The organism is Coleofasciculus sp. H7-1, from assembly GCF_057473865.1.
Map to the genome: position 1 here is coordinate 48319 of NZ_JBYCCT010000066.1, position 24739 is coordinate 73057.

23 protein-coding genes and 2 pseudogenes are annotated in these 24739 nt (G+C 46.8%); 13 read left to right on the forward strand and 12 right to left on the reverse strand.

What is annotated here, in order from left to right; all coding sequences use genetic code 11:
• Nucleotides 1–62: 62 nt before the first annotated feature.
• The 3 genes and pseudogenes from nrdJ (AC2VDX_RS16795) to AC2VDX_RS16805 all read right to left on the reverse strand — a co-directional run.
• Nucleotides 63–1133, reverse strand: a pseudogene (gene nrdJ / locus AC2VDX_RS16795) (ribonucleoside-triphosphate reductase, adenosylcobalamin-dependent); the annotation flags it as partial.
• 245 nt (nucleotides 1134–1378) lie between these two features.
• Nucleotides 1379–2608 (reverse strand): annotated as a pseudogene (gene nrdJ / locus AC2VDX_RS16800) (ribonucleoside-triphosphate reductase, adenosylcobalamin-dependent); the annotation flags it as partial.
• 470 nt (nucleotides 2609–3078) lie between these two features.
• A complete protein-coding gene (locus tag AC2VDX_RS16805) occupies nucleotides 3079–3255 on the reverse strand; it encodes a cellulose binding domain-containing protein (RefSeq protein WP_378183433.1) in 177 nt (58 codons plus the stop codon).
• 152 nt (nucleotides 3256–3407) lie between these two features.
• On the opposite strand from AC2VDX_RS16805, the gene AC2VDX_RS16810 reads away from it, so the two are divergent.
• Complete coding sequence (locus tag AC2VDX_RS16810) at nucleotides 3408–3989, forward strand: Npun_F5749 family FMN-dependent PPOX-type flavoprotein (protein WP_378183436.1); 582 nt, start codon at nucleotides 3408–3410, stop codon at nucleotides 3987–3989.
• Between the two features lie 62 nt (nucleotides 3990–4051).
• Here the strand turns inward: AC2VDX_RS16810 and cysE are convergent, their stop codons facing one another.
• From cysE to AC2VDX_RS16845, 7 genes are all read right to left on the reverse strand, one after another.
• Complete coding sequence (gene cysE, locus AC2VDX_RS16815) at nucleotides 4052–4816, reverse strand: serine O-acetyltransferase (protein ID WP_378183439.1); 765 nt, start codon at nucleotides 4814–4816, stop codon at nucleotides 4052–4054.
• 349 nt (nucleotides 4817–5165) lie between these two features.
• On the reverse strand, nucleotides 5166–5627 hold the full coding sequence (locus AC2VDX_RS16820; protein ID WP_378183442.1) for a hypothetical protein: 462 nt from the start codon (nucleotides 5625–5627) through the stop codon (nucleotides 5166–5168).
• Between the two features lie 813 nt (nucleotides 5628–6440).
• Complete coding sequence (locus AC2VDX_RS16825; RefSeq protein ID WP_378183445.1) at nucleotides 6441–7166, reverse strand: alternative oxidase; 726 nt, start codon at nucleotides 7164–7166, stop codon at nucleotides 6441–6443.
• Between the two features lie 30 nt (nucleotides 7167–7196).
• Complete coding sequence (locus AC2VDX_RS16830; RefSeq protein WP_378183448.1) at nucleotides 7197–7376, reverse strand: hypothetical protein; 180 nt, start codon at nucleotides 7374–7376, stop codon at nucleotides 7197–7199.
• Between the two features lie 43 nt (nucleotides 7377–7419).
• Entirely contained in the window at nucleotides 7420–10446 is a 3027-nt protein-coding gene (gene sbcC, locus AC2VDX_RS16835; RefSeq protein ID WP_378183451.1) for an exonuclease subunit SbcC, read from the reverse strand.
• A 5-nt stretch (nucleotides 10447–10451) separates the two neighbouring features.
• The gene (locus AC2VDX_RS16840) at nucleotides 10452–10823 is read right to left on the reverse strand and encodes a hypothetical protein (RefSeq protein WP_378183455.1); all 372 of its coding nucleotides are present in this window, start codon (nucleotides 10821–10823) and stop codon (nucleotides 10452–10454) included.
• Between the two features lie 219 nt (nucleotides 10824–11042).
• Complete coding sequence (locus AC2VDX_RS16845) at nucleotides 11043–11246, reverse strand: hypothetical protein (RefSeq protein WP_378183458.1); 204 nt, start codon at nucleotides 11244–11246, stop codon at nucleotides 11043–11045.
• Nucleotides 11247–11398: 152 nt separating this feature from the next.
• Between AC2VDX_RS16845 and AC2VDX_RS16850 the strand changes: the two genes are divergently transcribed.
• The 5 genes from AC2VDX_RS16850 to AC2VDX_RS16870 all read left to right on the forward strand — a co-directional run bounded on the left by AC2VDX_RS16850 (nucleotide 11399) and on the right by AC2VDX_RS16870 (nucleotide 16326).
• Complete coding sequence (locus AC2VDX_RS16850) at nucleotides 11399–13720, forward strand: NACHT domain-containing protein (RefSeq protein WP_378183461.1); 2322 nt, start codon at nucleotides 11399–11401, stop codon at nucleotides 13718–13720.
• Nucleotides 13721–13772: 52 nt separating this feature from the next.
• Nucleotides 13773–14081: a type II toxin-antitoxin system HicB family antitoxin gene (locus AC2VDX_RS16855; protein ID WP_378183463.1), complete on the forward strand. Its 309-nt coding sequence runs from the start codon at nucleotides 13773–13775 to the stop codon at nucleotides 14079–14081.
• On the forward strand, nucleotides 14078–14500 hold the full coding sequence (locus AC2VDX_RS16860) for a type II toxin-antitoxin system VapC family toxin (protein ID WP_378183466.1): 423 nt from the start codon (nucleotides 14078–14080) through the stop codon (nucleotides 14498–14500). The genes AC2VDX_RS16855 and AC2VDX_RS16860 overlap by 4 nt, the downstream gene beginning before the upstream one ends.
• Nucleotides 14501–14748: 248 nt before the next feature.
• Entirely contained in the window at nucleotides 14749–15420 is a 672-nt protein-coding gene (locus AC2VDX_RS16865) for a hypothetical protein (protein WP_378183469.1), read from the forward strand.
• A gap of 246 nt (nucleotides 15421–15666) precedes the next feature.
• On the forward strand, nucleotides 15667–16326 hold the full coding sequence (locus tag AC2VDX_RS16870; RefSeq protein ID WP_378183472.1) for a hypothetical protein: 660 nt from the start codon (nucleotides 15667–15669) through the stop codon (nucleotides 16324–16326).
• A 145-nt stretch (nucleotides 16327–16471) separates the two neighbouring features.
• On the opposite strand, the gene psb35 is transcribed toward AC2VDX_RS16870, so the two are convergent.
• Together psb35 and AC2VDX_RS16880 are read right to left on the reverse strand one after the other, a co-directional pair.
• Nucleotides 16472–16687, reverse strand: a complete 216-nt coding sequence (psb35, locus tag AC2VDX_RS16875; protein ID WP_378183475.1) for a photosystem II assembly protein Psb35 — start codon at nucleotides 16685–16687, stop codon at nucleotides 16472–16474.
• 129 nt (nucleotides 16688–16816) lie between these two features.
• The gene (locus AC2VDX_RS16880; RefSeq protein WP_378183478.1) at nucleotides 16817–19438 is read right to left on the reverse strand and encodes a transglycosylase domain-containing protein; all 2622 of its coding nucleotides are present in this window, start codon (nucleotides 19436–19438) and stop codon (nucleotides 16817–16819) included.
• A gap of 620 nt (nucleotides 19439–20058) precedes the next feature.
• Between AC2VDX_RS16880 and AC2VDX_RS16885 the strand changes: the two genes are divergently transcribed.
• The 7 genes from AC2VDX_RS16885 to AC2VDX_RS16915 all read left to right on the forward strand — a co-directional run bounded on the left by AC2VDX_RS16885 (nucleotide 20059) and on the right by AC2VDX_RS16915 (nucleotide 24607).
• The gene (locus AC2VDX_RS16885) at nucleotides 20059–20313 is read left to right on the forward strand and encodes a SemiSWEET transporter (protein ID WP_378183481.1); all 255 of its coding nucleotides are present in this window, start codon (nucleotides 20059–20061) and stop codon (nucleotides 20311–20313) included.
• A gap of 27 nt (nucleotides 20314–20340) precedes the next feature.
• Nucleotides 20341–21975 (forward strand): B12-binding domain-containing radical SAM protein, encoded by a 1635-nt coding sequence (locus AC2VDX_RS16890; protein ID WP_378183484.1) that lies wholly within the window; start codon nucleotides 20341–20343, stop codon nucleotides 21973–21975.
• 140 nt (nucleotides 21976–22115) lie between these two features.
• Nucleotides 22116–22583, forward strand: coding sequence for a hypothetical protein (locus tag AC2VDX_RS16895; RefSeq protein ID WP_378183487.1), 468 nt, complete (start codon nucleotides 22116–22118; stop codon nucleotides 22581–22583).
• Between the two features lie 96 nt (nucleotides 22584–22679).
• Nucleotides 22680–23147 carry a hypothetical protein gene (locus AC2VDX_RS16900; RefSeq protein ID WP_378183489.1) on the forward strand — a complete coding sequence of 156 codons (468 nt, stop codon included), beginning with the start codon at nucleotides 22680–22682 and terminating at the stop codon, nucleotides 23145–23147.
• 23 nt (nucleotides 23148–23170) lie between these two features.
• On the forward strand, nucleotides 23171–23359 hold the full coding sequence (locus tag AC2VDX_RS16905; RefSeq protein WP_378183492.1) for a CPXCG motif-containing cysteine-rich protein: 189 nt from the start codon (nucleotides 23171–23173) through the stop codon (nucleotides 23357–23359).
• Between the two features lie 163 nt (nucleotides 23360–23522).
• Complete coding sequence (locus AC2VDX_RS16910) at nucleotides 23523–23960, forward strand: hypothetical protein (protein ID WP_378183495.1); 438 nt, start codon at nucleotides 23523–23525, stop codon at nucleotides 23958–23960.
• Between the two features lie 215 nt (nucleotides 23961–24175).
• Nucleotides 24176–24607, forward strand: a complete 432-nt coding sequence (locus AC2VDX_RS16915) for a carboxypeptidase-like regulatory domain-containing protein (protein ID WP_378183498.1) — start codon at nucleotides 24176–24178, stop codon at nucleotides 24605–24607.
• Nucleotides 24608–24739 lie beyond the last annotated feature (132 nt).

The following is a 24739-nucleotide window of genomic DNA, read 5'->3' on the forward strand; positions in this document are numbered from 1 at the left end:
TGATTGCGGATATTGGCATGGGAAGAAGCGATCGCTTCTTCCCAAATACAACGGTTATGCCTCTATCCAGACTTTTGCTCGGAGAATAAGCACTTATCCGAGTCGCACCCAGCGGGACCTGCTTCCATTAAATCGCCTGAATCGTAGCGACTTAAAGCAGCATGAAAATTTTCTGTCTGGCGTCGCCTTTCGACTGCCTGTACTATCTGCTCATACTGCTCTTTGGTGATTGGCTCAAACGGCAAGCGCGGGAATGTCTGATGATCGTCGAAGCGAGCCAGAAGTGCGGCTGAGATGTAACCTTGATCGTCTCTAATCGCTTCGTAAATCCGAGTACCTAAAGCTTCGATCTCGTTCTCGCGCAACTCGATGGTAGCTGAGGTATTGTGACGCACAAAGAATTTTTGGACTTGCATATAAAAATCCATTTGCGCGATCGCGTTAAACTTGCCGATATCGATTTGATCGGCTCCAGGCAAATCAGCCCAAGCTACGGCGACGGGGATTTCTACCAGCCATTCCGAGCATCTGGGATCGAAGGGATCGTTCAAAAGATTGCCGTTTTCATCTTTATCAGACTGAGACGGAATCACGTTGTACCCGTAGTCAATACAGGCGAGGGCTACGGGGTCATTCTTTCTGAAAGTGATTCGACGCAGAAAACGTTGAGCTTTTGGGGGATGCCAGCCCGGTGAAGCACCAGTGAGCAAGGATTTTGTACCGGAAGGCTGAACGGTGGTGCAGCGATTGGGGCGTTTGATGCCGTGGCGATCGCAATATTCCCACACCACCCGATGCACAGTTTCTCTCCAGCGAGTCAGATATTCCTGCTCTTGCTTCTTATAGTTTAGTCCTGCCTCTGTTTCAGGTCGTCCTTCCGTCCACCACTTAAGCCAATCCACACCAAAGGCATTCACAAAGAAATCAAATAATCCCGTGAAAGAGACTCCCACAATCGGATCGAGTTCGCGTGACTTCCGATAGCGTTCTTCGACAAATTGGTGATTTAGCAGTGAGGCTACTGATAATGCTCCCGCCGTGAAAGCTTCCTCTTGTTCTTTGTAGTTGTATGGGTCAATTTGATTGAGATGAACCTCCGAAAGGTTGCAGTGGAAGTTAGAGCCGATGATTTCCTGCGCTTGTTATCCACTATTTCTAGTGGTCTCGGACTATATCTTCACCTGGTCTAGGTGGAGGGCGCTATCTGACCATTATTGGTTTCCCGCAGGTCTAGTCTCTGAACCTTCTCCAGCTCTGGGGCTTGGCTGCCTTACATCTGGAGCTTGGCTGCTGATTACCCTGTACATTTTTTGTGTTTAGGCTTCCAGCAATTCACCCTCTGACTATCTAACCTGTCCCCAGGTTAGGCGGCAAAATCTAGGCTACCGCAAGGATTCAAACCAACACGAGCTAATCGATGCTCTACCTCATTAGGAGGTAGGTCGGGGTAGTGTTCTCGCAACCATTGTTCAGCCTTCCCTTGACTATAAGCTTGCAGAAAATCATCTTTTAGCTCAGGGGTTTCCAATAAATCGCAGTTGGCTCTCGCTAATGCTTCTCCTGCCCATTGAATTGCGCCTTCACCGGAATAATGCTGTTGACGAACTGCTGCAAGGCATTCTTCTAGAGTTGGTTTGTGGTGAAAAACTCTAGTGTGATTTGCCATACGAAGCGCATCCCGTTCTGGATCGATGCGCCAGTTGCCGTTTTCATCCTGCTGCCAAAGATTACCTTTGGCGTTGGCAAATTTTTCATCATCGCTAGAACCTTGCCTCATTCCAGCTGAACGCCTGACGTTTCCAGCAACCACTACAACGGCGGCTTCATCTATTAATAAACAGCACTCAACCGAATTCAGTTGCCTTCCTAGAGCTTTATTTAAAATTGACGCGCAACGTTCATAAAGACCTGACAACTTCACAGGATTGGCGACGCCGCCAAAGCCTTTGAGGGGTTCTCCCGCTGCTCGGACATCGCACAGATCGAGAGATACCTGTACTTCTGTTGTGAAGCGCTGATCGCTGGATAATTCCAGCAAGGTTTGATAAGACTTAACCCAGCCTTGGCGACTGTCTCCCACGTAAATTGTGACTTTTTCGCCCTCTACTTTAACTTCTGTCAGTTCGCGGCGCTGCAAGGCAGGAGTAGAGCCAATCTCACCTTGTACTGTCACAACAAGGCGATTGCGAATTCGCGGCAGTTGATTAATGTATTTTGGTTCGAGAACGGCTCCAGTGCCACACCCCATCATTGCCAGATCCATCATCAGACCAAAAGCACGCCAGTCTACTACATTGGTACTGGTGCAGTTGTAAGCTCCTGAAAAGTTTTCTGGTCTTTCAATCCACTCGCTGCCACCCACCCACAGCCAACGTCCAGAGGCAAGAGCTTTCATCTGGCGCTGCATACGATCGATCGTGTCCGCTTCTTCAGGGGTGAGCTTGCCAAGCTTCGTCAACGCTCTAATCGTGCGATCGCACACTTCATCCCAAGTCTCGCGCCCGGACTGGGTGCGACGGCTGTACGTCCTAAAGAATACAGGATTTGCAGCCGGTGCCGTCTCAGGAAACCGGCTCGTCTGGATTACTCGCTCAAGCTCTCGAACCATAGGTCAAGTCTGATTGGTTTTGGGAAAAATTCACAGATCACTTACTATACGCGATCGCAGATATGGGGTCAAAGCTTGAAAAATATAGGTAATTGCGCTATCTGTATGGCTTTCTAGATTAAATTAGCAAAGTAAAACATCCCATTAAGCTGCTCAATTAGTCAAAGTTGTAACAGTTAAAAGATCGTCGGAAAGCAAAAATTAAGGGCGATTGTCAGCCGCCCTTTCCCGTCGTTTGAGATTACTATCTCGGTTCCAATTACCTTTTTGAGAGGCGGTGCAAAAGTCCAACAGCAAACTTATTTCAAGATCGCAGCAGGCAAAATATTCCCAGTGGCAAACACGCCCTCTTCCAGCCATTTCGCCGATCAATTTTACAAACTTGAGGCTGAAACTTGCTTAGGCCGATCATCAGATCCCAGATGATTGGCACAAAAACCTAAATCAATCGTTCGATTTGGCTAAATCGTTCATCCCCAGTCTGGCGGAGTCACGACATACTGCGACCCTTGAGGGACAAAAGTGCCATTCCAAGTATTATTAATGGCAGCTTGATTCATCTGAAACCTTAGCCGCCAGTTTTTAATACTTGTATTGCCTTGGTTAGTCACCCACCTATTGATACAGAAGCCAGTTTTGTTACCCAATCCGGGCAGCGAGTCGTAAAACTACCAGATGGCGAGCGAGTTAAGTTTTCCAGAGCCGTTAAAGGAGCGCCAGGACACAATTAAACAACTGAAGACACTAGACTAATATTTTGGGGAATGGGGAAAAAGGTAATGGGGATAAATTCTTGACGATGATGCTTGCTCCCTGGCGATCGCTTCTTGCCCGTGCCCTACATCGTAACCGTAGCGAACCCCATTCTCGCTACTTACAGCTAGCCACCGTCCAGGCTGACGGGCGTCCTGCTAACCGCACGGTCGTATTTCGGGGATTTTTAGACGATACCAACCAGTTAAAATTTGTCACCGATTCTCGCAGCCAGAAAGCTGACCAAATCGAGCATCAGCCTTGGGCAGAAGCTTGCTGGTACTTTACCACCACCCGCGAACAATTTCGCCTCGCTGGGACGCTGACTCTGGTAGGAGCCAATCATCCCGACTCAGCACTCCAGCAAGCGCGTCAGGCGTCGTGGCAAGACCTTTCTGACGCCGCTCGCCTGCAATTTACTTGGCCCCATCCAGGAGAAAGTAGAGCCGATGTCAGCACTTTTTCTTTGCCGTCACCCGATCCAGAAAAGCCGCTAGAGAGTTTTTGTCTCCTACTGCTAGAACCCGTACAGGTCGATCATTTGGAGTTGCGAGGCGATCCCCAAAACCGATGGCTCTACCGCCTCGACAGTTCTCAAGCTTGGTCTACTCAAGCCGTAAATCCCTAACAATTAAAAATGCAAAATTAAAAATTGAGAAATTTAATTTTTAATTTTTAATTTTTAATTGTTTAAATCCCAGAACCATCTAAGAATTGCCGGATTAATCCATCTTGGACGCGACAGCTGGGAGCAGCGGCGACTGGGATATCCGATACATGATAGTTTGCTGCTACTAAAGGAACAGGCATTGAGACATGAGCCGGTTGTTGTAACTCTTGTACCTGTTGTTCCAGTGCTTCCAGACGGTCAACCAAAGCCCGAATTACCGCAGCTTCAGAATCAGGAAGGCTTCCATGTTCCAGCGGATTCACTCGGACGCCGGAACGATAGATAATCCGACCAGGGACGCCTACTACCGTACAATCCGAAGGAACATCGCGCAACACGACAGAGCCAGCACCGATGCGGACGTTATTGCCGATTTGAATATTGCCGAGAACTTTGGCACCGGCACCCACCACGACATTTTCCCCCAAGGTAGGGTGACGCTTGCCGCTTTCCTTGCCAGTACCGCCGAGAGTAACGCCCTGGTAGATCAGAGCATAATCTCCCACAATTGCGGTTTCGCCAATCACTACACCCATGCCGTGGTCAATAAAAACACCCCGTCCAATTACGGCACCAGGGTGGATTTCGATGCCGGTAAAAAAGCGAGCCAAGTGGGAAATCAACCGGGGGATGAAGGGGATTCCCAGTAGTTGTAGCCAGTGTGCAAGGCGATGGAATAGCAGCGCTTGCAAACCGGGGTAGCAAAATAAAACCTCCAGCCAGTTACGGGCTGCTGGATCGCGCTCGAAGATGATGCGAAAGTCAGCTAGAAGCGTAGATAGCACGAGTGGGTACCCATTTTGGCACTACAGACCATTCATATCATATCGTTCCTAGTGTGTTTCTAAGGTGGGGGAACCGAACCTGAGTTTTGAATTTTGGATGGCGGTGCGAGAACGATTGGAGATCGCAAGGCATCTAATTATCTAAAAAATCGGCTCTTCCGTAGTTGGTATGCTAAATTTATAGTCAAGAAGCGCCACAAGCTATACTAGCCATGAATTTAAGCCAATTTAGCGTTTATTAAATAGAAAATACAGTCCAAAATCGTTATACCTTGCTAGGTAAGCCTTTCAAGTTTTGGAATCAACTTTTTAGCATACCAAGTAATGAAGAGCCAAAAAATCTAGGGTTCTAGTCTTGTTGTACTGAAAGAGTATAATCCCATCTTTGTCGCTCTTTAATGGAACCGACCCAGACACTATAGTTGCCTGATTTCCAGTTTGAGTCTGTGATACTCGCATCTTTGTTGGAACCCGTGTCATCGCCACAGCGAATTTTACCATCAGGTCCCTTGATGACTAGAGTGCTGTCCTTGCCTCCAGTATCTACTTTTACCGTTAGCTTGGGGAAGCCTTTCTTCAATACCATAATATGGTCGGGAGTTTCGTCACCCCCATAACCAATACAGGGGTTGTTTTGGCGATCGCGATTAGCGATCGCTGACAAGGAAAAGGCTCCGCTAGTATAACCAGTCACAACCGCCTTGCCACTTCCATCAACAATCAAACGGTCAAAATTTGCTTCTTTTGCTAAAACGGTTGTAGTGCTGAAGGTGGTAAGTAAAGCTAGAATTCCAAAACGCCTGAATTGCATGGCAAGTACCTCTTCTCAACTACGGTATTTATTTTCTCTCCGTAGATGAGTACGGAATATAGATAAGCCTACTTATAGTTTTAATCAAGACTCTTCTCTCTGATGGCAGTATAGGTGACAGCTGTGTGTCTGCCACATTCATAACCAAATTTTTTTGTCGCGCTAGTTTGTAGGAGGTTGTGTGCCCCTCGTTATCTTGATGATGCTGCTGTTTATCACCAGCTGGTTCTTTTCAGAGGTTTTGGTTTTATTTCCTTTGAGCATTTTGAATTTAGTATCAATACCCCACTGGTTGGTGATGGCAGGTATCTTGATCTTTTTTGTCTGGTGTTTTGGGGAATAATGCTCAATTGTGTGAGTGTCGGCTCAAAAAATAGGGAGCATCTTCAGACTTTTAAACAAACTAATCGGCTCGGATGCCTACCCCAGCCCTATCTGTTCGCAAGGAGAAATTTTATACCATTTCACTTTTGAGAGATTACACATCAAATCCCCCTAGCGCGACGATCAATTGAGGGCAATAGACAGCTAAAATGTGGCGATAAAAAAGTTAATTTGTATTATGTCAGGACTTACGCAACTTGCGCGACATAGTAAGGGCAACCACAGGGGGATTGCCCCTACAAAGCAACTTGCGCGACATAGTAAGGGCAACCACAGGGGGATTGCCCCTACAAAGCAACATCACTACAGCTGAGGGCAACCACAGGGGGATTGCCCCTACAAAGCAACTTGCGCGACATAGTAAGGGCAACCACAGGGAGATTGAACCCGAAAAAACGCTATATGTATAAGCTTTGCGTAAGTCCTGCATTACTTAAACATGGGATCGGCTAACTCGCGCTCAACCTCAGCTTCTGTCACCAGGGGCAGTATAACCTTCTGTTCCGAATAAGGTAGAGAGTGGGGACTCTTAAAGGTTTTCTGAGCATCGGGTTTTTGACACGCCATCATGGTTTTGACGTGTTCGCCTTCGTCATCCCGGATGTTGACGAAAACGTCATAGAGGTTGTCAACCGCAGGGCGGCGAGATTCTGGGACTACGCCGGTTTGAAATTCATCAAATAGGTAGAGATCGCCGTCTCGGTAGTAGTTGATCGCGACTTGGGGTGCTGGTTTAGCTTTCAGTTCGGCTTCATGTTCGCGCAAGAAGGTGTCGTAGGTATGATGGGCGTGTTCTTCCACCATTTCCATGAAGTTGTAGGCGGTGCGGGGCGAAACGATGTAAAGTGCTACAACTACCCAGTAGTAGAAGAGGGCTGTGGTTTGGGCAAGGAAGCGATCGCTCCAATGTTTGTTTCCCCCCAACGATTCCATAATCAGCAGGTGGTGCATTTCATTCCAAGATTCGGCGAAGTGAACCTTGAGCCAGTCAGCTTTTCGCCACCAACCGAGGGTTTCGTAAAGGTGTAAAACTGATAGGAAGGAAAAGTAGGGGACGCGAGCCACTGTTTCTAGCACGTAGAAGCGCTGATAAGGGCGATCGCGATAAAGCGTGTCGATAACGAACACAAGCACGCCAACGAGAAATCGAATCATTCAAACCTCCCTTAGGAGTGAGAAAAGTGGCTAGGAAATCAGCCTGGAGGAAGATGCTGTTGGGTTTTTCTGTCCTCCTACTTCGATCGTAGCGATCCCCGTAGCGATGGGTATCGCCTGAGTGGGTGAACTAGGGTGAGAAGTCCGAACATTAAGGTTCGGGTTGCCTTGACCTAACAAGAACAGCCGCTTCCCTACGTAGCTTCCCACCGCTCCCTTGGAAGCAAGCTACGTAGGGAAGGGGGTGAGGTTCCTACAGCACCAAGCTCAACTGAGAACCGTTGGGGGTTTTATACACTTCAATTCGAGTTTGGAAGGCTTCTTTGAATTGCGGCATATGAGTGACGGTGAGGATGCAGGCGAAGTCAGCAGAGATCGCATTAATCGCAGCAATCAAGCGATCGCATCCTTCCGCATCTTGGGTGCCAAATCCCTCATCGATAATCAGCATTTGCAATGCCGTTCCCGCACGCTGCGCCAACAATTTCGCTAAAGCTAGACGAATTGCAAAGTTAATCCGAAACGCTTCCCCTCCAGAATAGGTTTCATAAGGACGGGTGCCGCGAGCATCGGCAATTAAAATATCTAAAGTGTCAATCATTTTGCTGGCTTTTTTTGAGGAACGTCCACTCCGTCCTGCTTTCTGGGTAACAAACTGTACGTGCAACTGGTTTCCACTGAGCCGAGACAGGAGAGTATTCGTTTCTGCTTCCAATTGAGGCAGAATATTCTCAATCATCAGCGTCTGGATGCCATTTTTACCAAAAGCTTGCCCTAATTCCTGGTAGACGCGATATTGCTGTCGTACCTTTGAGTGCTGAATGGTGAGTGCGTCATGCTGAGTTTGGAGAGTTTCTAGATAATGTTGTTGTTGTTGCAAGCTTCCTAACTGGCGTTGCTTCTCGTCGAGTTGCAGACGCCGCTGCTGTATCTGCTGCTCAAGGGTTGTAATTTCGGCTTTTGTATCGGGTGTTTGTTGCAACTGTTGAAGGATGGTGTCTACCTGAGTCGCCATCTGTTGCAAATCTTGCGATCGCATTTGCAACGCCTGAGCCAAATCTTGCGATCGCTTTAATAAGGAAGGATATTGCTGCTGCGCTGAAGCGAGTTCCTGATAACGGACTTGCCACGACTGAGACTTGCGTAAAGCGTTTCTGAGGGCATCGTGCTGCGATCGCTCGTAACCAATTTCCGCCATTTCTCGATCGAGTGCTTCAATCTGCCGCGATAATTCGGAATTTACTTGCAGTTGCTGCATTTGCGATTGCAGATTCGCAATTTTCGCCACCAATTCTGGCATCTGAGCGTCTATTTGAGCTTGACGCCGTTGCGCTTGTTTAACTTCTGCTTGCTTAATTTCTGCCCAGCGCCAGCGCTCTACGTCGCCTCTGGCTAGGGCATGGTTTTGCTCATTGTAGTTGAGTTGTTGCAACTGTTGCTCAAGGTGGCGCAGTTCTTCTTGTCGATCGGGTGCGTAGTTGCCAGAGGAAAGCGATCGCTCAATTTGTTGCTTTTCCACCTCAATTTGTTGCAGGCGCGTCTGGATTTCAGCCATAGCAGAACTTTCCGCTGCCAACTGTCCCCGTTGTTCGCGCAAGGAATCGTAGTTTGCCAATGCTTGGGCAATTTCGGCAATTTCCTTGTGCAACCCCTGTAGCTGGTACTCACAAACCGCGAGTAGCCCCTCTACATCCCAGAATTGATCTTGAATTCCCTGTTGCTGGTTGTGAGTTTTTTGCACCACTAGCTGCCAGTGGTGTTCATCGAGAGGGCGATCGCATAAAGGACAACTGGCATTTGGCGTCTGGATCAGTTGCAGCTTTTGGTCTATTTCTGCCAGTTTAGTTTCGCATTCTTTTTGAGCCGCCTGGAGGCGATCGCGCGAACTTCGCTGTTGCAGTTCTTTCTCCTGCACCCGTTCCTGATAGACGCGCTTTTTGTCAAGTTGCTGAATTTGAGTTTGAACTTGTTGTAATTGCTGTTGCAATTGAGGTAAGCGTTTTTGCCTGTCTTGCAACTGGGCGGCGGATTTGCGAAGTTCTTCTAATCTGGCAGATAATCGTGCTTGAGAGCGATCGAGTTCCATCTGCACCTGTCCGCGACGTTGCACCAGGGGCGCGACTTGTAACTGCAACCGATCGAGATAACTGACATAACCCCGCGCCTCTTGGAGTTGTTTTAATCCTGCTTCTACTTCTTCGGTGCGGCTGAGGATTTGCTGAATATCTGCCCTAGATTGCCGCACCACTTCTAGTTGTCCTTGAGCTTGTCGGAGTTGCCCTTTAAGTTCGTTAATTTGCTGCTCAAGTTGTCGTTGGAGTTGTTGCCGTTGCTGTTGGGCATCTTGGTAAGCTTGTGACTTAGCGGTGAGCGTTTCTTCCTGGGCTTGCAAATTTTGGTAGTGAGCATATCCAGCCGTAATTTGTTCTTTTTGATTCAGTAAAGCTTCTAATTGTTGCTGTTGCAGCTGAGTTGTGGCAATTTCTTGCCGATAGCGATCGCAATCTTGTGTGAGATTTTGATATTGCTGCCGAACAAAGCTCAGTTGTTGTTCCCAAGTTTGCCGCTGATGCCGGATTGTTAGCAAATTTTGGACTTTTTCATTGTCAACAGCTTGGGCTTGCTGTAATTCTGTCAGTTGAGTTTCCAGAATTGCTTGTTGTTGAGCGATCGCATCTTTTTGTTGCAGTTGTTGCTTTATCGACTGCAAATTCTGCTCCAATTGCTCCGCTTGTCCTTTTAATTGGCGGGATAAATCCTTCGCCTGTTCTGCCAATTCTTCATATTGAGACAGTTTCAGCAAATCGGCGAGAATTTCTTTTCGTTCGCTGGGGCGCTTGAGCATAAACTCATCCGCCCGTCCTTGACGCAGATAAGCCGAATTCACGAAAGTATCGTAATCCAGCTTCAGGTGATGAACGATCGCCTCTTGCGTCGCCCGGATTCCGCGCCCGGTTAAAGAGCGAAAATCGCCGGATGATTGGACTTGAAATTCCAGCGATCCACCTTGTCCCCGGATGCGAGTGCGAATAATGCGATAGGTTTGGCGATCGCATTGGAAGGTGAAATCAACCCGAACTTCTTTAGCACCGGCGTGGATGACATCATCTTCTGTTGCAGCGCGGCTTTCACCCCAAATCGTCCAGGTGATCGCTTCCAACAGAGAAGATTTACCCGCACCATTAGAACCGCAAATACACGCAGTATGTAGACCGCTAAACTCTAAGGTAGCCTCGCGGTAGCTGAGGAAATTTTTGAGAACCAGTTGCAGTGGGATCATTCAGGCTATAGCGCCATACCTTTTATCAGAAGTAGCAGTACATCTGCACTATTGTTTAGTTTAGCGGTTGAAAAATCAGGTTTCTGGCGATTAAGACCTAATTTGATGTAAAAATTTCTGCTGAATGGGGATGCGGCTATAAAATGAAACCCATCTGGTTGATGCGAACATCCTTGGCGAATGGAATTCGCGGCTATACAAACGAAACCAGCGCAGGCGGGTTTTAGAAATACTGCTAACCACTGCTTTATCTCGGCTTTGCGCCTAGCCTTCTCTTCTCGTTCTTCTCGTATCATCCGCGAAGCAGCTTCGATGATTTCTAAGCGTTCTTCGGTTGTCATTTGCTTGAGTGCTGCCAAGATTTCTGCTTTTGTCATCAGTTTCCTTGGTATGTAGGGAATGCGATCGCATTTCCCTTAGTAATCTTGCCAACTGAAATCTGGTATTAAACCGATCAACCGCCAGCCAGGGGTTTAAACCCCTGGCTAATAGCTGAAGTCCTCTTCTAGAGGACTATTTAAAAGTTTTAGTCCATTTTAATGGAATGCAACTTGTTAGCCCGGAACTTGAGTTCCGGGCGGTTTGGCGGTTTTCTTCTATTCGCCCTCCCCATCAGGTGGCTCCTGAAATGAGGTTTTTTGCAGTAGCCAATCCAGATACAACACCAAAATCTGGAGTTTAAAAGCAGTGGTGAGATGCTTGAAGTTGCGATCGCTTAATATCTTCTCTAATAACTTATCCAGGGCTTTTTCCACGAATTTTTCGGCTACCCACAGTAGAAGCATCAGAACGATGTTCATAAAAGAACCTTGAATCACTACTCTTCCAAGATGGCTGTAATCCTGTCTAGGCAAGGAACGCCCTATGTCTGACTTCGCGTACAAGTTGTATGAGTTGGAAGACAGACACGCAATCGAGGCGAGTAAAATAGGCAAAAGTTTGTATTTTACTTATGACAGCGCGATCGCTCCAGGCGTCTCCAAAAGGTATCCAGTTGGCAAAACAAGCTCTAATCGCCAACAGATGGAAACAGACTGATTTAATCGGTGTCGTTTGTATCAGTCGTCAACCGATCTCAAAATTCTTTACAGGTAAAGCAGTTAAAAGCGAGATATTTGTTGGTCTTTGTGAAAAGTTACGTTTGGATTGGCAGGAGATTGCGGATTTACCTAAAGACGCTGTACCTGTTCCATCTGACCAGAATCAGAAAAACAGCATTGATATTGATGCCCTAGTGCAAGAGGTACGCGAAAAGATAAAACCCATCATTCAAGAACGCTGCGGGACAATGCGCGTACTGGATATGACTCAGCCGATTGGGTTGAATGATATTTACACCAACGTCAACATTCTGGAGAAAATCACTGGACGGCGGCGTAAAGATATCCCTGAATTACTGCAAGAGTGCAACTCTGAGAATATTGAGCGCTTCGGACTCAGCAAAATCACTGAAGAACGAGTGCCCGGACTGGAGGCAGTCGAGAAATATACCAAGCTGATGATCTTGGGGAAGCCTGGGGCTGGCAAAACCACGTTTTTGAAGTATTTAGCGATTCAGTGCAATCAGCGTGAGTTTCAGGCTGATCGCGTGCCGATTTTTGTCACCCTCAAAGAGTTTGCTGAAGCCACTAATAAACCAGGCTTATTAGAATACATCACTCAGCAATTCGCGGGTTGCGGGGTTGTAGAGACAAGGGTTATCGCGTCTCTACAAAATGTAATTAAACACAGCAGGACATTGATATTACTCGATGGGCTGGATGAAGTTAGAGAGGAAGACAATAAGCGCGTCTTAAGGGAGATTCGTGATTTCTCTGACCAATATCGTGACAATCACTTTGTCATGACCTGTCGAATTGCAGCGCGGGAATATACCTTTGAGAAATTTACAGAGGTAGAAGTTGCTGATTTTGATGCTGAACAAATTACTACCTTTGCAAACAACTGGTTTAAGAATAAAGCTGTAAAACCAGAAACTTTTATTAAACGCCTCGAAGACAATAACCGAATCAAACAACTAGCCGCCAGTCCGCTACTGCTGACGCTGCTATGTTTGGCATTTGAAGAGTCAGGAGATTTTCCGGCGAATCGTTCCGAACTATACAAAGAAGGGCTGGATGCGCTGTTGAAAAAATGGGATGCCAAGCGCGGGATTCAGCGCGACCAAGTTTACAAAAAGCTATCAATCCAGCGTAAGGAAGATTTACTCAGTAAAATCGCCCTGACTACGTTTAAACAGGGGGACTATTTCTTCAAGCAAAAAACAGCCGAGCAATACATCACAGATTACATCCGTAATTTACCTGATGCCAATGCTGACCCGGAAGCATTGCAACTAGACAGTGAGGTAGTTTTGCTGTCAATTGAATATCAACACGGGCTATTAGTCGAACGGGCGAAAGCAATTTACTCTTTTTCCCATCTAACATTTCACGAGTATTTCACTGCTAGAGAAGTTGTTTTTGGAATCCAGCCATTAGAGGAGAGGTTGCAAAATTTAGTCAGCCACATCACCGAAAAACGCTGGCGAGAAGTTTTCTTTCTAGGGGTTGGGATGTCGCCAAATGCAGATCGTTTACTACAGTTAATGAAACATCAAGTTGATGAAATTTTAGCTGCTGACGAGAAGTTACAGCAGTTCCTAATGTGGGTAAACGAGAAATCTTTTTCCGTCGAGGTTCCCTACAAGCTAAGTGGTGTTCGAGCTTTTTATTTTGCTTTTGCTCTTGACCGTAAGATTTACGAAATGCTCCTCGATACTAGGCTTTCTCATTGCTTAAGCCGCGACTTAACTAACGACTTTGGAGATGTTCTTAACAGTAATAGTGATCGCGATCGTGCCAGTGTCCTTGCCCTCGACCAATCCCTTCTCTTTGAGCTTAGATTGGCTCGTAACCACGCTCTCGGTGGTAGTGGTGCCAGCAAATATGCTCTTGAGCCTGAACTCAAGCGTGCCCTCAAACAACTTCAAGAAACCTTAAAAGACCAACAACCTAACTTGATTAAAGATACAAAAGGATATAAAAGTTGGTGGAAAAATGAAGGTCAGGCTTGGACAGAGCAATTAAAAGACTTAATGATTAAGTATCGCAATATTGGTCATGATTGGCAGTTTAATGAACAGCGGAAGGAAATCCTAGATCAGTATTACGATGCTAATTTGTTGCTAGTGGAGTGTTTGAATAGCGATTGTTATATCAGCCGTGAGGTACGGCAGGAAATAAAAGATACTTTATTGTTACCTATAACAGAAATTGAGAAACGAAAGGTATAATTATTCTATGGTCAATCAAATATTTAATTATGTTAAGTAAGGAGAAATTATAATGACATACAAAGTTAACATTTTCATAGAAAAGAATGAATCAGGATATTCTGCATCTTCTCCTGAAATAGCTGGATATCAAGTTCAGGGTGATTCTCTTGACATGGTGTTTGATAATCTTAAAGAGGCTGTCAAGCAAGACTTAGAAAAAATAACTGTCAAAACAAACGATAAGGTTGATCAACCAATCTGGGAAGTGGCTGAAGATATTATTCAAGATATGACAGAAGAGGAAATTAACCAACTGCCCATAAATGGTGCTGAACAGCATGACCATTACATCTACAGAACGCCCAAAATAGAAAGATGAAAATGGTCTTTGCTGACACTTTCTACTGGATATCCTTAATTAATCCTAGAGATGGGTGGCATAAGCAAGTTCTAGAAGTTACTAAATCGCTCACTCGGACTCCTATAGTTACTACAGATCAAGTGCTAGTCGAGGTTCTAGCTTTCTACTCAAAATCCGGTACTCGAATGCGTCAGCGGATAGTTCAGCTAGTTAGAAACATTATGAATAATTCAAATGTTCAGATAGTTGAACAGACCCATGAATCTTTTCTATCTGGTTTAGATTTATATGAAAGTCGCATCGATAAGGGATACAGCCTGACTGATGGCATTTCTATGATTACTATGCGGGAATTAGGAATCGCTGAAGTGCTGACGCATGATAAACACTTCACTCAAGAAGGCTTTACGATATTGTTTAGAAACCTGGACGATTGAATCGGGTTTAGCGCGATCGCATTCTTTCTCCACTTCACTCCAAAGCGCGATCGCATTTTTGGCAATTCTTCCCGAACAGCGCGATCGCACGTTGAAGATAGATTGTTTTACCTGTTGCAGAAATTGATACGGCTAATTAAGGTTTAGTATTTCGCAAAAAAAAGTTCTAGTTTGCAGAAACTTTTTAAGCCCACGAACTTCTAAGAAGGTATCAGTGAAAATACACAGAGTTCGTGGGTTCCCTATTTATGACTTCCTTAAACAACTTAAAGTCTGGCGTTTTGGTATTGATGGCTCTGGGCACATTTGCCGGTTCTGCTGTCGCTGTACCCATCAATGTTCCCGTCCCTACAACCACTCGTGCTAGCAACCCATCTCAGACCAGAACTGTAATAGCTTCTGGAGCTTCCATTCCCGTTAGATATGACGGAACGGCTGAAAAAATCCTGCTATCTCGAACCGAAAAAGTGCCTTTAATTTTAACAGTTTCATCAACTGTTAAAAGCAGTTATGGTACAACTTTGATTCCGGCGGGGACAAAGATTATGGGTCAATTGCAACCCGCTGGTCAAGGCTCTCAATTTGTGGCGACACAAATTGTTCTCCCCTTTGATGGTACTAGGACAATCAATGCTAGTTCTGCAATTGTGACGAGAACTGAACAAATCAAAAAAGGTTCTAGAACCAACACAATCTTGAAAGGTGCCGCCTTGGGTGGAGCCGCTGCATCCGCGATCGCCGCACTGACTGGCGACAAAGCGATCGCTACTGAAGAAGTCTTGGGTGGCTCAGGCTTGGGCGCTTTAGCTGGGCTATTTTGGGGACGCAAATCTGTTGATGTCATCTCCGTTAATCCCAGCCTTGATTTGAGGACTGTCACCCTGCGTTCTGAGCTGCCAGTCACAGTCGCCCTACGCTAAACAACGAACAGGTAATACCAATTTCCTTTGGTGATGCTACACGAGCCGTCTGTTACAGACATACTGTGAAATGGTATAAGAACGATCCGGCTCCCTCCCCGAATCGGGGAGGGTTGGGGAGAGGTTCTTTCCGCAGCGCTCTCCATTTTTCCTTTGCCATGCACTAAATCAGTTCAATTGTCAAGAAACAAATTCAGCAGCGAAGCGTCTTGACCCTTATCCGTATAATTGCTGAGAGTGTTCCCTATGTCTCGCTTCAATCGCTGGAAATCAGGAACCGCTGCACTCATGGCATTGACAATTACCGCCGGTGCAGCTGCTCCCTTCGTCGCGTCTGCGCCTGCTGCTGCCCAATATTACGAATTTCCGCCTCCACCCGTTTCCCAAGTCAGCATTCCCTCAGGCACAACCCTCCCCTTGCGCTATAACAAGGCGAATAAAATCATTGTGTCTCCCAAGGAAACGATGCCCTTAACGCTGACGGTGGCAACAAACGTCAGAAATACTCGCGGAACTATCTTAATTCCGGCAGGAACTCAGGTGATTGGTCAACTGCAACCCGCGACTAGAGGCGGTTCCCAGTTTGTTGCCAGAGAATTAGTTTTCAACAACGGGAAACGGCAGTATATCAATGCCTCTTCCAGAGTGATTACTCGCACCGAACAAGTTAGTCGCGGAACTAATACCAGTTCTATTTTGAAGGGTGCAGCCGTTGGTGGAGCCGCCGCAGCTGCAATTGGCGCTTTGACTGGAGACAGAGCGATCGCGACTGAAGAAATTTTGGGGGGTGCTGGTTTGGGTGCCTTAGGCGGACTGCTGTTGGGCAAAAAAAGAGTTGATGTTGTCGTCGTTAACCCCAACACCGATTTAAATGTCACACTGCGCTCGGCTCTGGCGCTGCGCTAGCCTTTATTCGAGCCAATGCGGTTTTTAGCTCGTTGTCTCAAAGAAGATGCTGTAGGGCGGGGTATACCCCTGCCCTACGGTAAAGACGTTGCACGCAATGTCTCTACAATCTTTATGGGTTTTCTAAAAATTTTCCAAAATAGACTTAGGAACTAGGCTTGCCTACACCGGGGTTTGCCTCTTTCTTGACTTCAGGCACAACATCCGGGCGCTCCTTATCTTCCCAACCCACAGGGCGTTTAGAGTTGTACCACGCAACGGAACCGATGGTTACAGCGGCAACAAAACCTACCACGTACACAGCAGCCGCAGAGACTGGAAAATGAGGCGTATTAGTAGCAACTTCCATCAATAAATGCATTCTTTGGAAACTCCTTATCGATTTTTGGTTATCCTACCAAAACTCAGGGGATCGTCTATCACCCCTGAGTTTGATCCCCATTGTTTTAGCGATCGCGCCTGAGAGTTAGAAAGTTGATTCTGACCGTGCCTAATTTTCCTTCCGCGCGGCTGGGGGAGCAGGAGGCGGGGCGGCACTTTCCGTTGTTCTCCTAGGTGCCCGTGGAGCGGGTGGCGCAGGAGTGTAGGTTCGTCTTCTCCTTGGCTGTGCACTGCTAGAAGTAGAATCTGATGATGCCCTTCTGCGAGAACGACGCCGAACGGGTGCCGACTCCTGAGAGCTTGTGCTTGCTTGGCGACGAGAACGGCGGTAGCTACGGCTGCTGTTGCTCGGAGTCTCTTGGCTTTGAGAATTTGTATTTGCTTGGCGACGAGAACGACGGTAGCGAGGTCTAGATTCTTCTTGAGACTGGACTTCTTGGCGGCGACGGCGTCTGCGAGTAGGTTCGCCCTGACTGGAGCTTTGGACGCTGCTAGTACGGTAGCGTCTACGCCGGGGAGTTTCTTCACTGGAGCTGCCATCGCTATCTCTAGTCCGACGAGACCTGCTACGCCGGGGGGTGTCATCGTCGTCGCTGTTTTTGGAGATGATGCTTCCAGAGAAGATGCTTTTAGGCTTGATGGGCTTGATCGTGAGCTGGGGTTTACGTCCTTCTAGATCGGTGGGTCGCTCTGGGAACTTCTCGACCGGGATATCTTTTACCACTTTCACCATGAATTTATTCCAGGTGTAGGCGGCTGTACTACTAGCGCCCCAAGTCGGTTTGTTGTCATCGTTGCCCAGCCAGACACCCGCAACCATTTGGGGGATGTAGCCAATAAACCACAGGTCGCGTGCCTCGTCCGAGGTGCCCGTCTTCCCAGCAACGGGTCGATCGTCTAGCGCGGCGGCGCGACCCGTCCCCTCATTGACGACGCCCCGCAGCAACCAGGTCATAATTGCAGAGGTATCTTCTTGTAGGACACGGTCGGGCTTAAACTTCGCTTCGTAGATAACGTTCCCACGCCGGTCGAGAACGCGACGAATGCCGTAAGTTTTTGTATGCATCCCTTGGGTCGCAAAGGTACCATAAGCACTGGTGAGTTCCAGCAGGTTAACTTCAGAGGCACCTAAGGCAGTGGAATAGGTCGGCTTCAGTTCTGATTCGATGCCCATTTTGTGGGCAACATCGATCACCGTATCCCATCCCACATCGACCAACACTTTGACAGCAACGACATTGATTGAGCTAATCAGAGCATCTCGCATGGAGATCCAGCCCAGGTGGTCTTCGCTGTAGTTTTTGGGGGTATAGCCGTCTACTTTGTACGGAGCGTCCAGGTAGCCGCGATAGGGAGTGAAACCGGCAGCCATTGCCGTAGTGTATACAAACGCTTTAAATGTCGAACCGGGCTGGCGCTGTGCCTGAGTAACGCGATTAAACTGTTGCTTGTAAAAATCTTTTCCCCCGACCATTGCCCGGATCTCGCCGGTACGCGGATCGATTGCTACGAGGGCGGCTTGCTCGAAGTTTTGACCCCGACCGCTCTCTTCAACGGTTTCGATGACGGCTTTTTGGGCAGCTTCCTGCCACTCTGGCTTCAGGGTAGTTTCCACCGTCAATCCCCCAGCCTTAATCGCTTCTGGCGAGACGTGCTTGGGCAGTTCTTGTTGGATGTATTCGGTGAAGTAGGGGGCGAATCTTTCGAGTCGCTTAGGAAGACTGGGTTTTGTCACCAGGGAGGCAGCGATCGCTTTCTCGGCTTCGGTTGCGGTAATGAACCCCGCCTCCTGCATCTGTTGTAATACCAGATTGCGGCGCTCTTTAATCGCTTGTGGATTCTTAATTGGCGAGTATTGATTGGGTGCTGGTGGGATGGCGGCAAGTGTCGCCATTTCCGACAGGGTTAGTTCATACACTGGCTTAGAAAAGTAAACCCAAGCTGCATCTGCCACTCCATAAGCACCTTCTCCCAAATAAACCAAATTTAAGTAGCGTTCTAAAATTTGATCTTTGGTGTTTTCCTGCTCGATTTTTTGAGCTGTCCGAACTTCCTTAAGTTTGCGCCAAACGCTACGTTCCTGATCGAGAAAGACCATCCTCGCCAGCTGTTGGGTGATGGTGCTACCGCCTTCTACGACATCTCTTGCCACCAGGTTAGAAAAGGCTGCCCTTAAAACGCCCTGGTAATCGACTCCCTGGTGTTTGTAAAAGCGTCTGTCTTCTATCGCTATGAAGGCTTGAATCAGCTGCTGGGGAATTTTGTCAATTTTTAGGGTTTCGCGAGTAGCGGGGCCGATTTGTTGAAGTATCTTGTTGTTTGAAGCTTTGATCGTCAAAGTCTCTGGTCGCATCAAGGTTAAGGCATCGCTGGTATCGGGTAAGCTACTCTCCAGCGACCACCCAGCGAACGAAAGCGCGATCGCTCCTCCTCCTACACCCAAGGCAAGCCAAAATCGACGCTGATGATAAAGCGGGTTCTCGCCGGTGAATGGCTTCTTAACAATTTCAGGAAGCTCCTGAGTGGAGAAGCGCTTCAGCCGCAAGAGATTTCGCTTCAATTGCCGACGATGTCTTGATGCGTCTCTCTCTCCTTTGTCTTGTTCCTTGTCATCAATCGGAGTATCGACTGGTTCTTCTTTGTTACCTACAGGAGTATCGACTGGTTCATTTGACACCCCCGCATTGAACTTGCCTGATAAATCCTTCAGTCTTGAGATGAACTTGGTCACGTCAACTCCTCAATCACCAAAAACTTCTGGCGCAAAATTCCCTGCTTATTGTTGCCTATTTTATGGCTTGAATCCGGGATCTGTGCCTAGACAATTGTGAACTTATTCGCTTTTTGTCAAGTTATTGTTTTTTATTCCATCAGAAAATACAGCTCAAGTCACCCAGCACCAAGCTTTGCTATAGACATTGTTTGTTTATAGCTGGAGCAACCTCAAACAATGGGGCAAATCTCTGGGCATTTTCTAGCAAACTCCTGATTATCACCTTCTTTCTTCCTGGCTGAGCCTATTTGAGCAGCAGACGTGGTATTTGAGAAAATCTAGCTTTCTGGGAACTCATCTGGAAAATGGCAACTCCGGTTTGTAAATAAAAATACCTTCCCTAAGACAGATGTACTCGCTGGGGTTAGTATAAGCGATCGCTATTTCCGCTCAAAGCGCGATCGCACTTATTTTTAGAGAAGATATGTTTTGAACGAACCGCCAAGGACGCGAAGGGCGCGAAGAAAGAGAAAGAAGAGGAAGAAGAGAAGCTTACGAATTACTTAGGATTGTTATAATTTCATTTGCTATAGTTTAATCTTATCTCTAAATATTTTTGCAAATAAATTGACAGCAGCATGGATTTTGTGACAATTTTGGGATTTTTGGCGGCAACGTTGACCACTGTTGCCTTTTTGCCTCAACTCTTTAAAGTATGGCAATCAAAATCAGCTAAAGATGTTTCTCTGGAAATGCTAATTATTTTCTGTACGGGTGTCTTCTTGTGGTTGGTGTACGGCTTTTACATTCAATCTTTTCCGGTTATTGCTGCCAACTTGTTGACCTTGATTTTTAATCTGATAATTTTATCGCTTAAAATTAAATATGAATAAGATAATCTTTTAAGGTTTTACTTGCCTGTGATGTCTGGAGTTTTTGCCGCAGAACGTCTTTTATTTACACCCGCGATGCCCGACACCGACGCCATCCGGACTATATTTGCCTTCCCGAATGAGTATAGCGTTGGCATCACTAGCCTGGGCTATCAGGTGGTGTGGGCGTCTTTGGCAATGCGCTCCGATCTTGAAGTCAGCCGCCTATTTACAGATACTCACGAGCCGCTGCTGCGATCGCCTGAATTAGTCGGATTTTCCCTTTCTTGGGAATTGGATTATGTCAATATCCTCAATTTGTTGGAATTGCTGGAGATTCCTAATCGAGCATCTGCGCGTGATGACAATCATCCCCTCGTATTTGGGGGAGGACCAGTATTAACCGCCAATCCAGAACCTTTTGCTGCCTTTTTTGATGTCATTTTGCTGGGAGATGGCGAAAATCTGCTCAGCAATTTTATTGATGCGTATAAAGAAGTTAGAACCGCTACACGACAAACTCAACTGAGGCGTTTGGCGCAAGTGCCTGGAATTTATATTCCTAGTTTGTATCAAGTTGAATATCACGCGCCCGATGGCTTGATCCAGTCAATTTTGCCCGTAGATGCGGAGATTCCCGCCGTAATTGAAAAGCAGACATATCGGGGAAATACGCTTTCCGCTTCAACTGTGGTGACACAGAAGGCGGCGTGGGAAAATATTTATATGGTGGAAGTGGTACGCAGTTGCCCGGAAATGTGCCGCTTCTGTTTGGCGAGTTATCTAACGTTGCCGTTTCGGACAGCGAGTTTGGAAAGTTCGCTAATTCCAGCCATCGATCGGGGATTGACGGTGACGAATCGACTGGGATTATTGGGGGCGTCTGTTACGCAACACCCAGAATTTGAAACCCTGCTAAATTATTTGAGTCAGCCAAAGTACGACGATGTACGCCTAAGTATTGCTTCGGTGCGGACGAATACGGTGACGGTACAGCTAGCTGAGACTTTAGCAAAACGAGACACGCGATCGCTCACTATTGCCGTAGAAAGTGGTTCGGAACGGTTGCGGCAAATTATCAATAAAAAGCTGACTAATGAGGAAATCATCCAAGCTGCAATCAATGCCAAAGTGGGTGGATTAAGCAACCTCAAACTCTATGGAATGGTGGGAGTTCCGGGGGAGGAACCAGAAGATTTAGAAGAAACTGTGGCGATGATGCGATCGCTAAAAAAAGCCGCGCCTGGGTTACGCTTGACATTCGGATGCAGCACTTTTGTCCCCAAGGCTCATACGCCGTTTCAGTGGTTTGGAGTCAATCGGGACGCTGAAAAGCGGCTGAAAAGCTTAGAGAAGCAATTGCGACGCGAAGGCATTGATTTTCGACCGGAAAGCTATAACTGGTCAGCGATCCAAGCTTTAATATCAAGAGGCGATCGCCGACTTTCCCATCTTTTAGAACTGACGCGACACTACGGCGACTCTCTAGGCAGCTACCGCCGTGCCTTTAAAGAACTGCGAGGACAACTGCCGGATCTAGATTACTATATCCACGCCAGTTGGTCGTTAGAGCAAGTTTTGCCTTGGAGCCACTTGCAAGGGCCATTACCAGCCGCAACCCTACAGAAGCATCTAGCCGCCGCTACGGCTCATTTTCGGGAAGCTTCACCCTGTTTAACCTAGCCTACGGGGTGATTACGACCGTAAGGACACGGATAAGCCGATTCTGCCATTTTATGAAAACCGCGATCGCACAGATGTAGTTGTTAGAAACTCCAGTGAGACTCTAAGAAGAGTTTTATTCTCCCAAGGTAGGCTAACAGATGGCATTCGTAAAACCTGAATTTAATCGTAAATTTGCTTCAAAACTGGCTCTAGTGGGTGCAGGGGCGCTTTTGTGCTTGATTCCCTCCGTAGAAGCGATCGCCAAAACCGTTGCTTCCACAAGTGCTGCGGCAGTTGAACCAACCGTTCTGGCGGCTCAACCCCAAGGTCACACCCAGCGGGTTCGATTTGCCAAAGGGAAAAGCTCAGCAGTTGTAGAATACTCAGTAGTGCGAGGGACTAGAGATATTTATCTGCTGGGTGCCAAGGCACGCCAGAAAATGACGATCAGCATTACCTCCCTTGAAGACAACGCTGTTTTTGATATCGTAGCTCCCAATGGGCGGATTATTGAGCAAGAGGCAACTAGCTGGAGCGGCACATTGCCTAGAACCGGGGACTATAAGATCGTTGTTGGCGGGACTAGAGGGAACGCCAGTTACAGAATGCAAGTGGGGATTAAATAATCGTTCAATTTGTCAGAATTTCTCCCCGCCGGACGCTGTACTGGCGGGGGAATTTTTTTGATAAATTGAATGGATTAACCAACAAATGACAAGCAGATGTTAAAACTAGCTTTGGCGGGTGTAGGAGCATTTTTATTTCTGACCTCTTCGGTGTACGCTGGAGAACGGAGTGCCGAAAGCGATCGCTTTGAGTTTTTCCTGCAAAAAGCAGAAATTATCCATGTTCAACACTTAGAAAAAGTAGTTTTATCAACTTCCAACTCTATCGAACTCGCTCAACTTCTGAACACCCGCTGCCCACCGAATACATCTTTATACCGTGCTGCTGAAACCAGAAACTATTTCGCCCAAATCTGCGCGGCTAAAGGGGGTACTTTCGTCTATATTGGGGGTGCCAAAAATGGAGCGGAAAACACAGTTAATGCGAGGATTCCCAGTAACAGTGGCGAACAGTTTGTTGCTGTTCAAGGCAATACCCGTCACATCCTTACCCAAAACCAGCTACGCATTCTTCAAGATAATAAAATCATCGTTAACGAAAGAGTGTTGCGATGGACTCAATAGCGATGATTATAGGAATAAATTAGATGCAAACGACATCCGAGTATTTTTGTGCCTATTGCGGCGAACCAAATGTTACGTTTGTTGACATAAGTGCCGGGGGTCAGCAGTCTTATATTGAAGATTGCCAAGTCTGCTGTCGCCCGAATATTCTCTACATTCGGCTTGATGAAGAAACCCTTGACATTGAAATCGATAGCGAATACGAAGGCTAAAGATAAAGTTTTATTACTTCCTACCTAGCTTACTCGCAAAAGATTTTCTGGGATTTCTGGAAATGCCTTTCGCCCTTCTGAAGATGAAACTATCGACAAACAGATAGTTCCTCAAAAAACAACCGTAATCTTACGGTTTTTATCTTCCAAGGAAGGTCAAATTATGGCATTCATGAAACCTGAATTCAATCGCAAACAGGCTTTGAAATTAGCTTTAGCGGGCGCGGGAGCATTATTATTCTTAGCACCAGCGGTACAAGCAGCAGAACTCACAAAAGGTGCTTCCGGTGCAAGCGATCGCCCAATCCAACTAGCTGCTTCTAACGATTGCATCAACGACATCGCAGAAGGTTTCTCTGTCGAAACAACCAATCATTATGTAGGAATTTGTTACACCCGCAAAGGCACCTTCTACGTGGGTCGTGCTAAGAATGGCAGAGGTAGCATTCTTCTCCCTGTTTCTTCTCAAAAGAAAAATGTCTATGTCGCCAAAAACGGTCGGTACACTTACACTCTGAATTTGAATACAAATCAGTTAATTATTACCTTACCTAATGGCAGACGCTCTATCGAAAGAGTCGTGAGAGTATTCGATTCCTAATTCTTCTCAAGCAGCTCAGAATTGTTAAGTTTTTAATTCTTCGCTCTCTTCTCACACCCAGATGCCCTCATCTGGGTGTTTCTTTATGCTTAAAAAAGCTGGGAATAAAATGCTAATAAGCGTTACTAAATTGGTAACGAATAAGAATTTTTAGCCAAAAAAGTGGCACGGTAGGAACTAAATTGCTTGCAACTTTCTTGAGGTACACCAGTTTTATGAAACTTGTTCATATCCTACCCGCAACGCTGATGATGGTGGGAACGCTGGCGATCGCTGCCCCGCCACTCATGCCATGCGGTGCCCCAAACACGCGCCCAGTCTCGGTGACATCAGGCGGGACGAGGACAAGCAGCGGCATTGAAGGGCAGGTATTGATTGGCCCTGTATGCCCTGTCCAACGGATAGGCGATGATTGTGCAGATCGTCCCTTTCAAGCAAGCATTACGGTTCTGAATCAGCGGGGTCAAATTGTGACTCGCATCAAAACTGACGGACAAGGGAAATTTCAGATAAAACTTAAGCCAGGAAAATATACGATTCGCCCAGAATCTCCTGGCGTTCTTCCACGCGCAGCAGAACAAACTATTACGGTGACAGGCAGAAAGTTCGCGCCGATTCAAATTACTTACGACAGCGGCATCCGGTAACTCAGAATTATCCAGTGAATGTGTTTAAAGATTTTTAAAGTTTTCCTAGAAGCGATCGCTTCTTTGGAGCTAGTGTGCAATACGGTTCAGTGAAGCTTTTTATGCAGCACTGAAGATCCCTCCTAGCCCCTC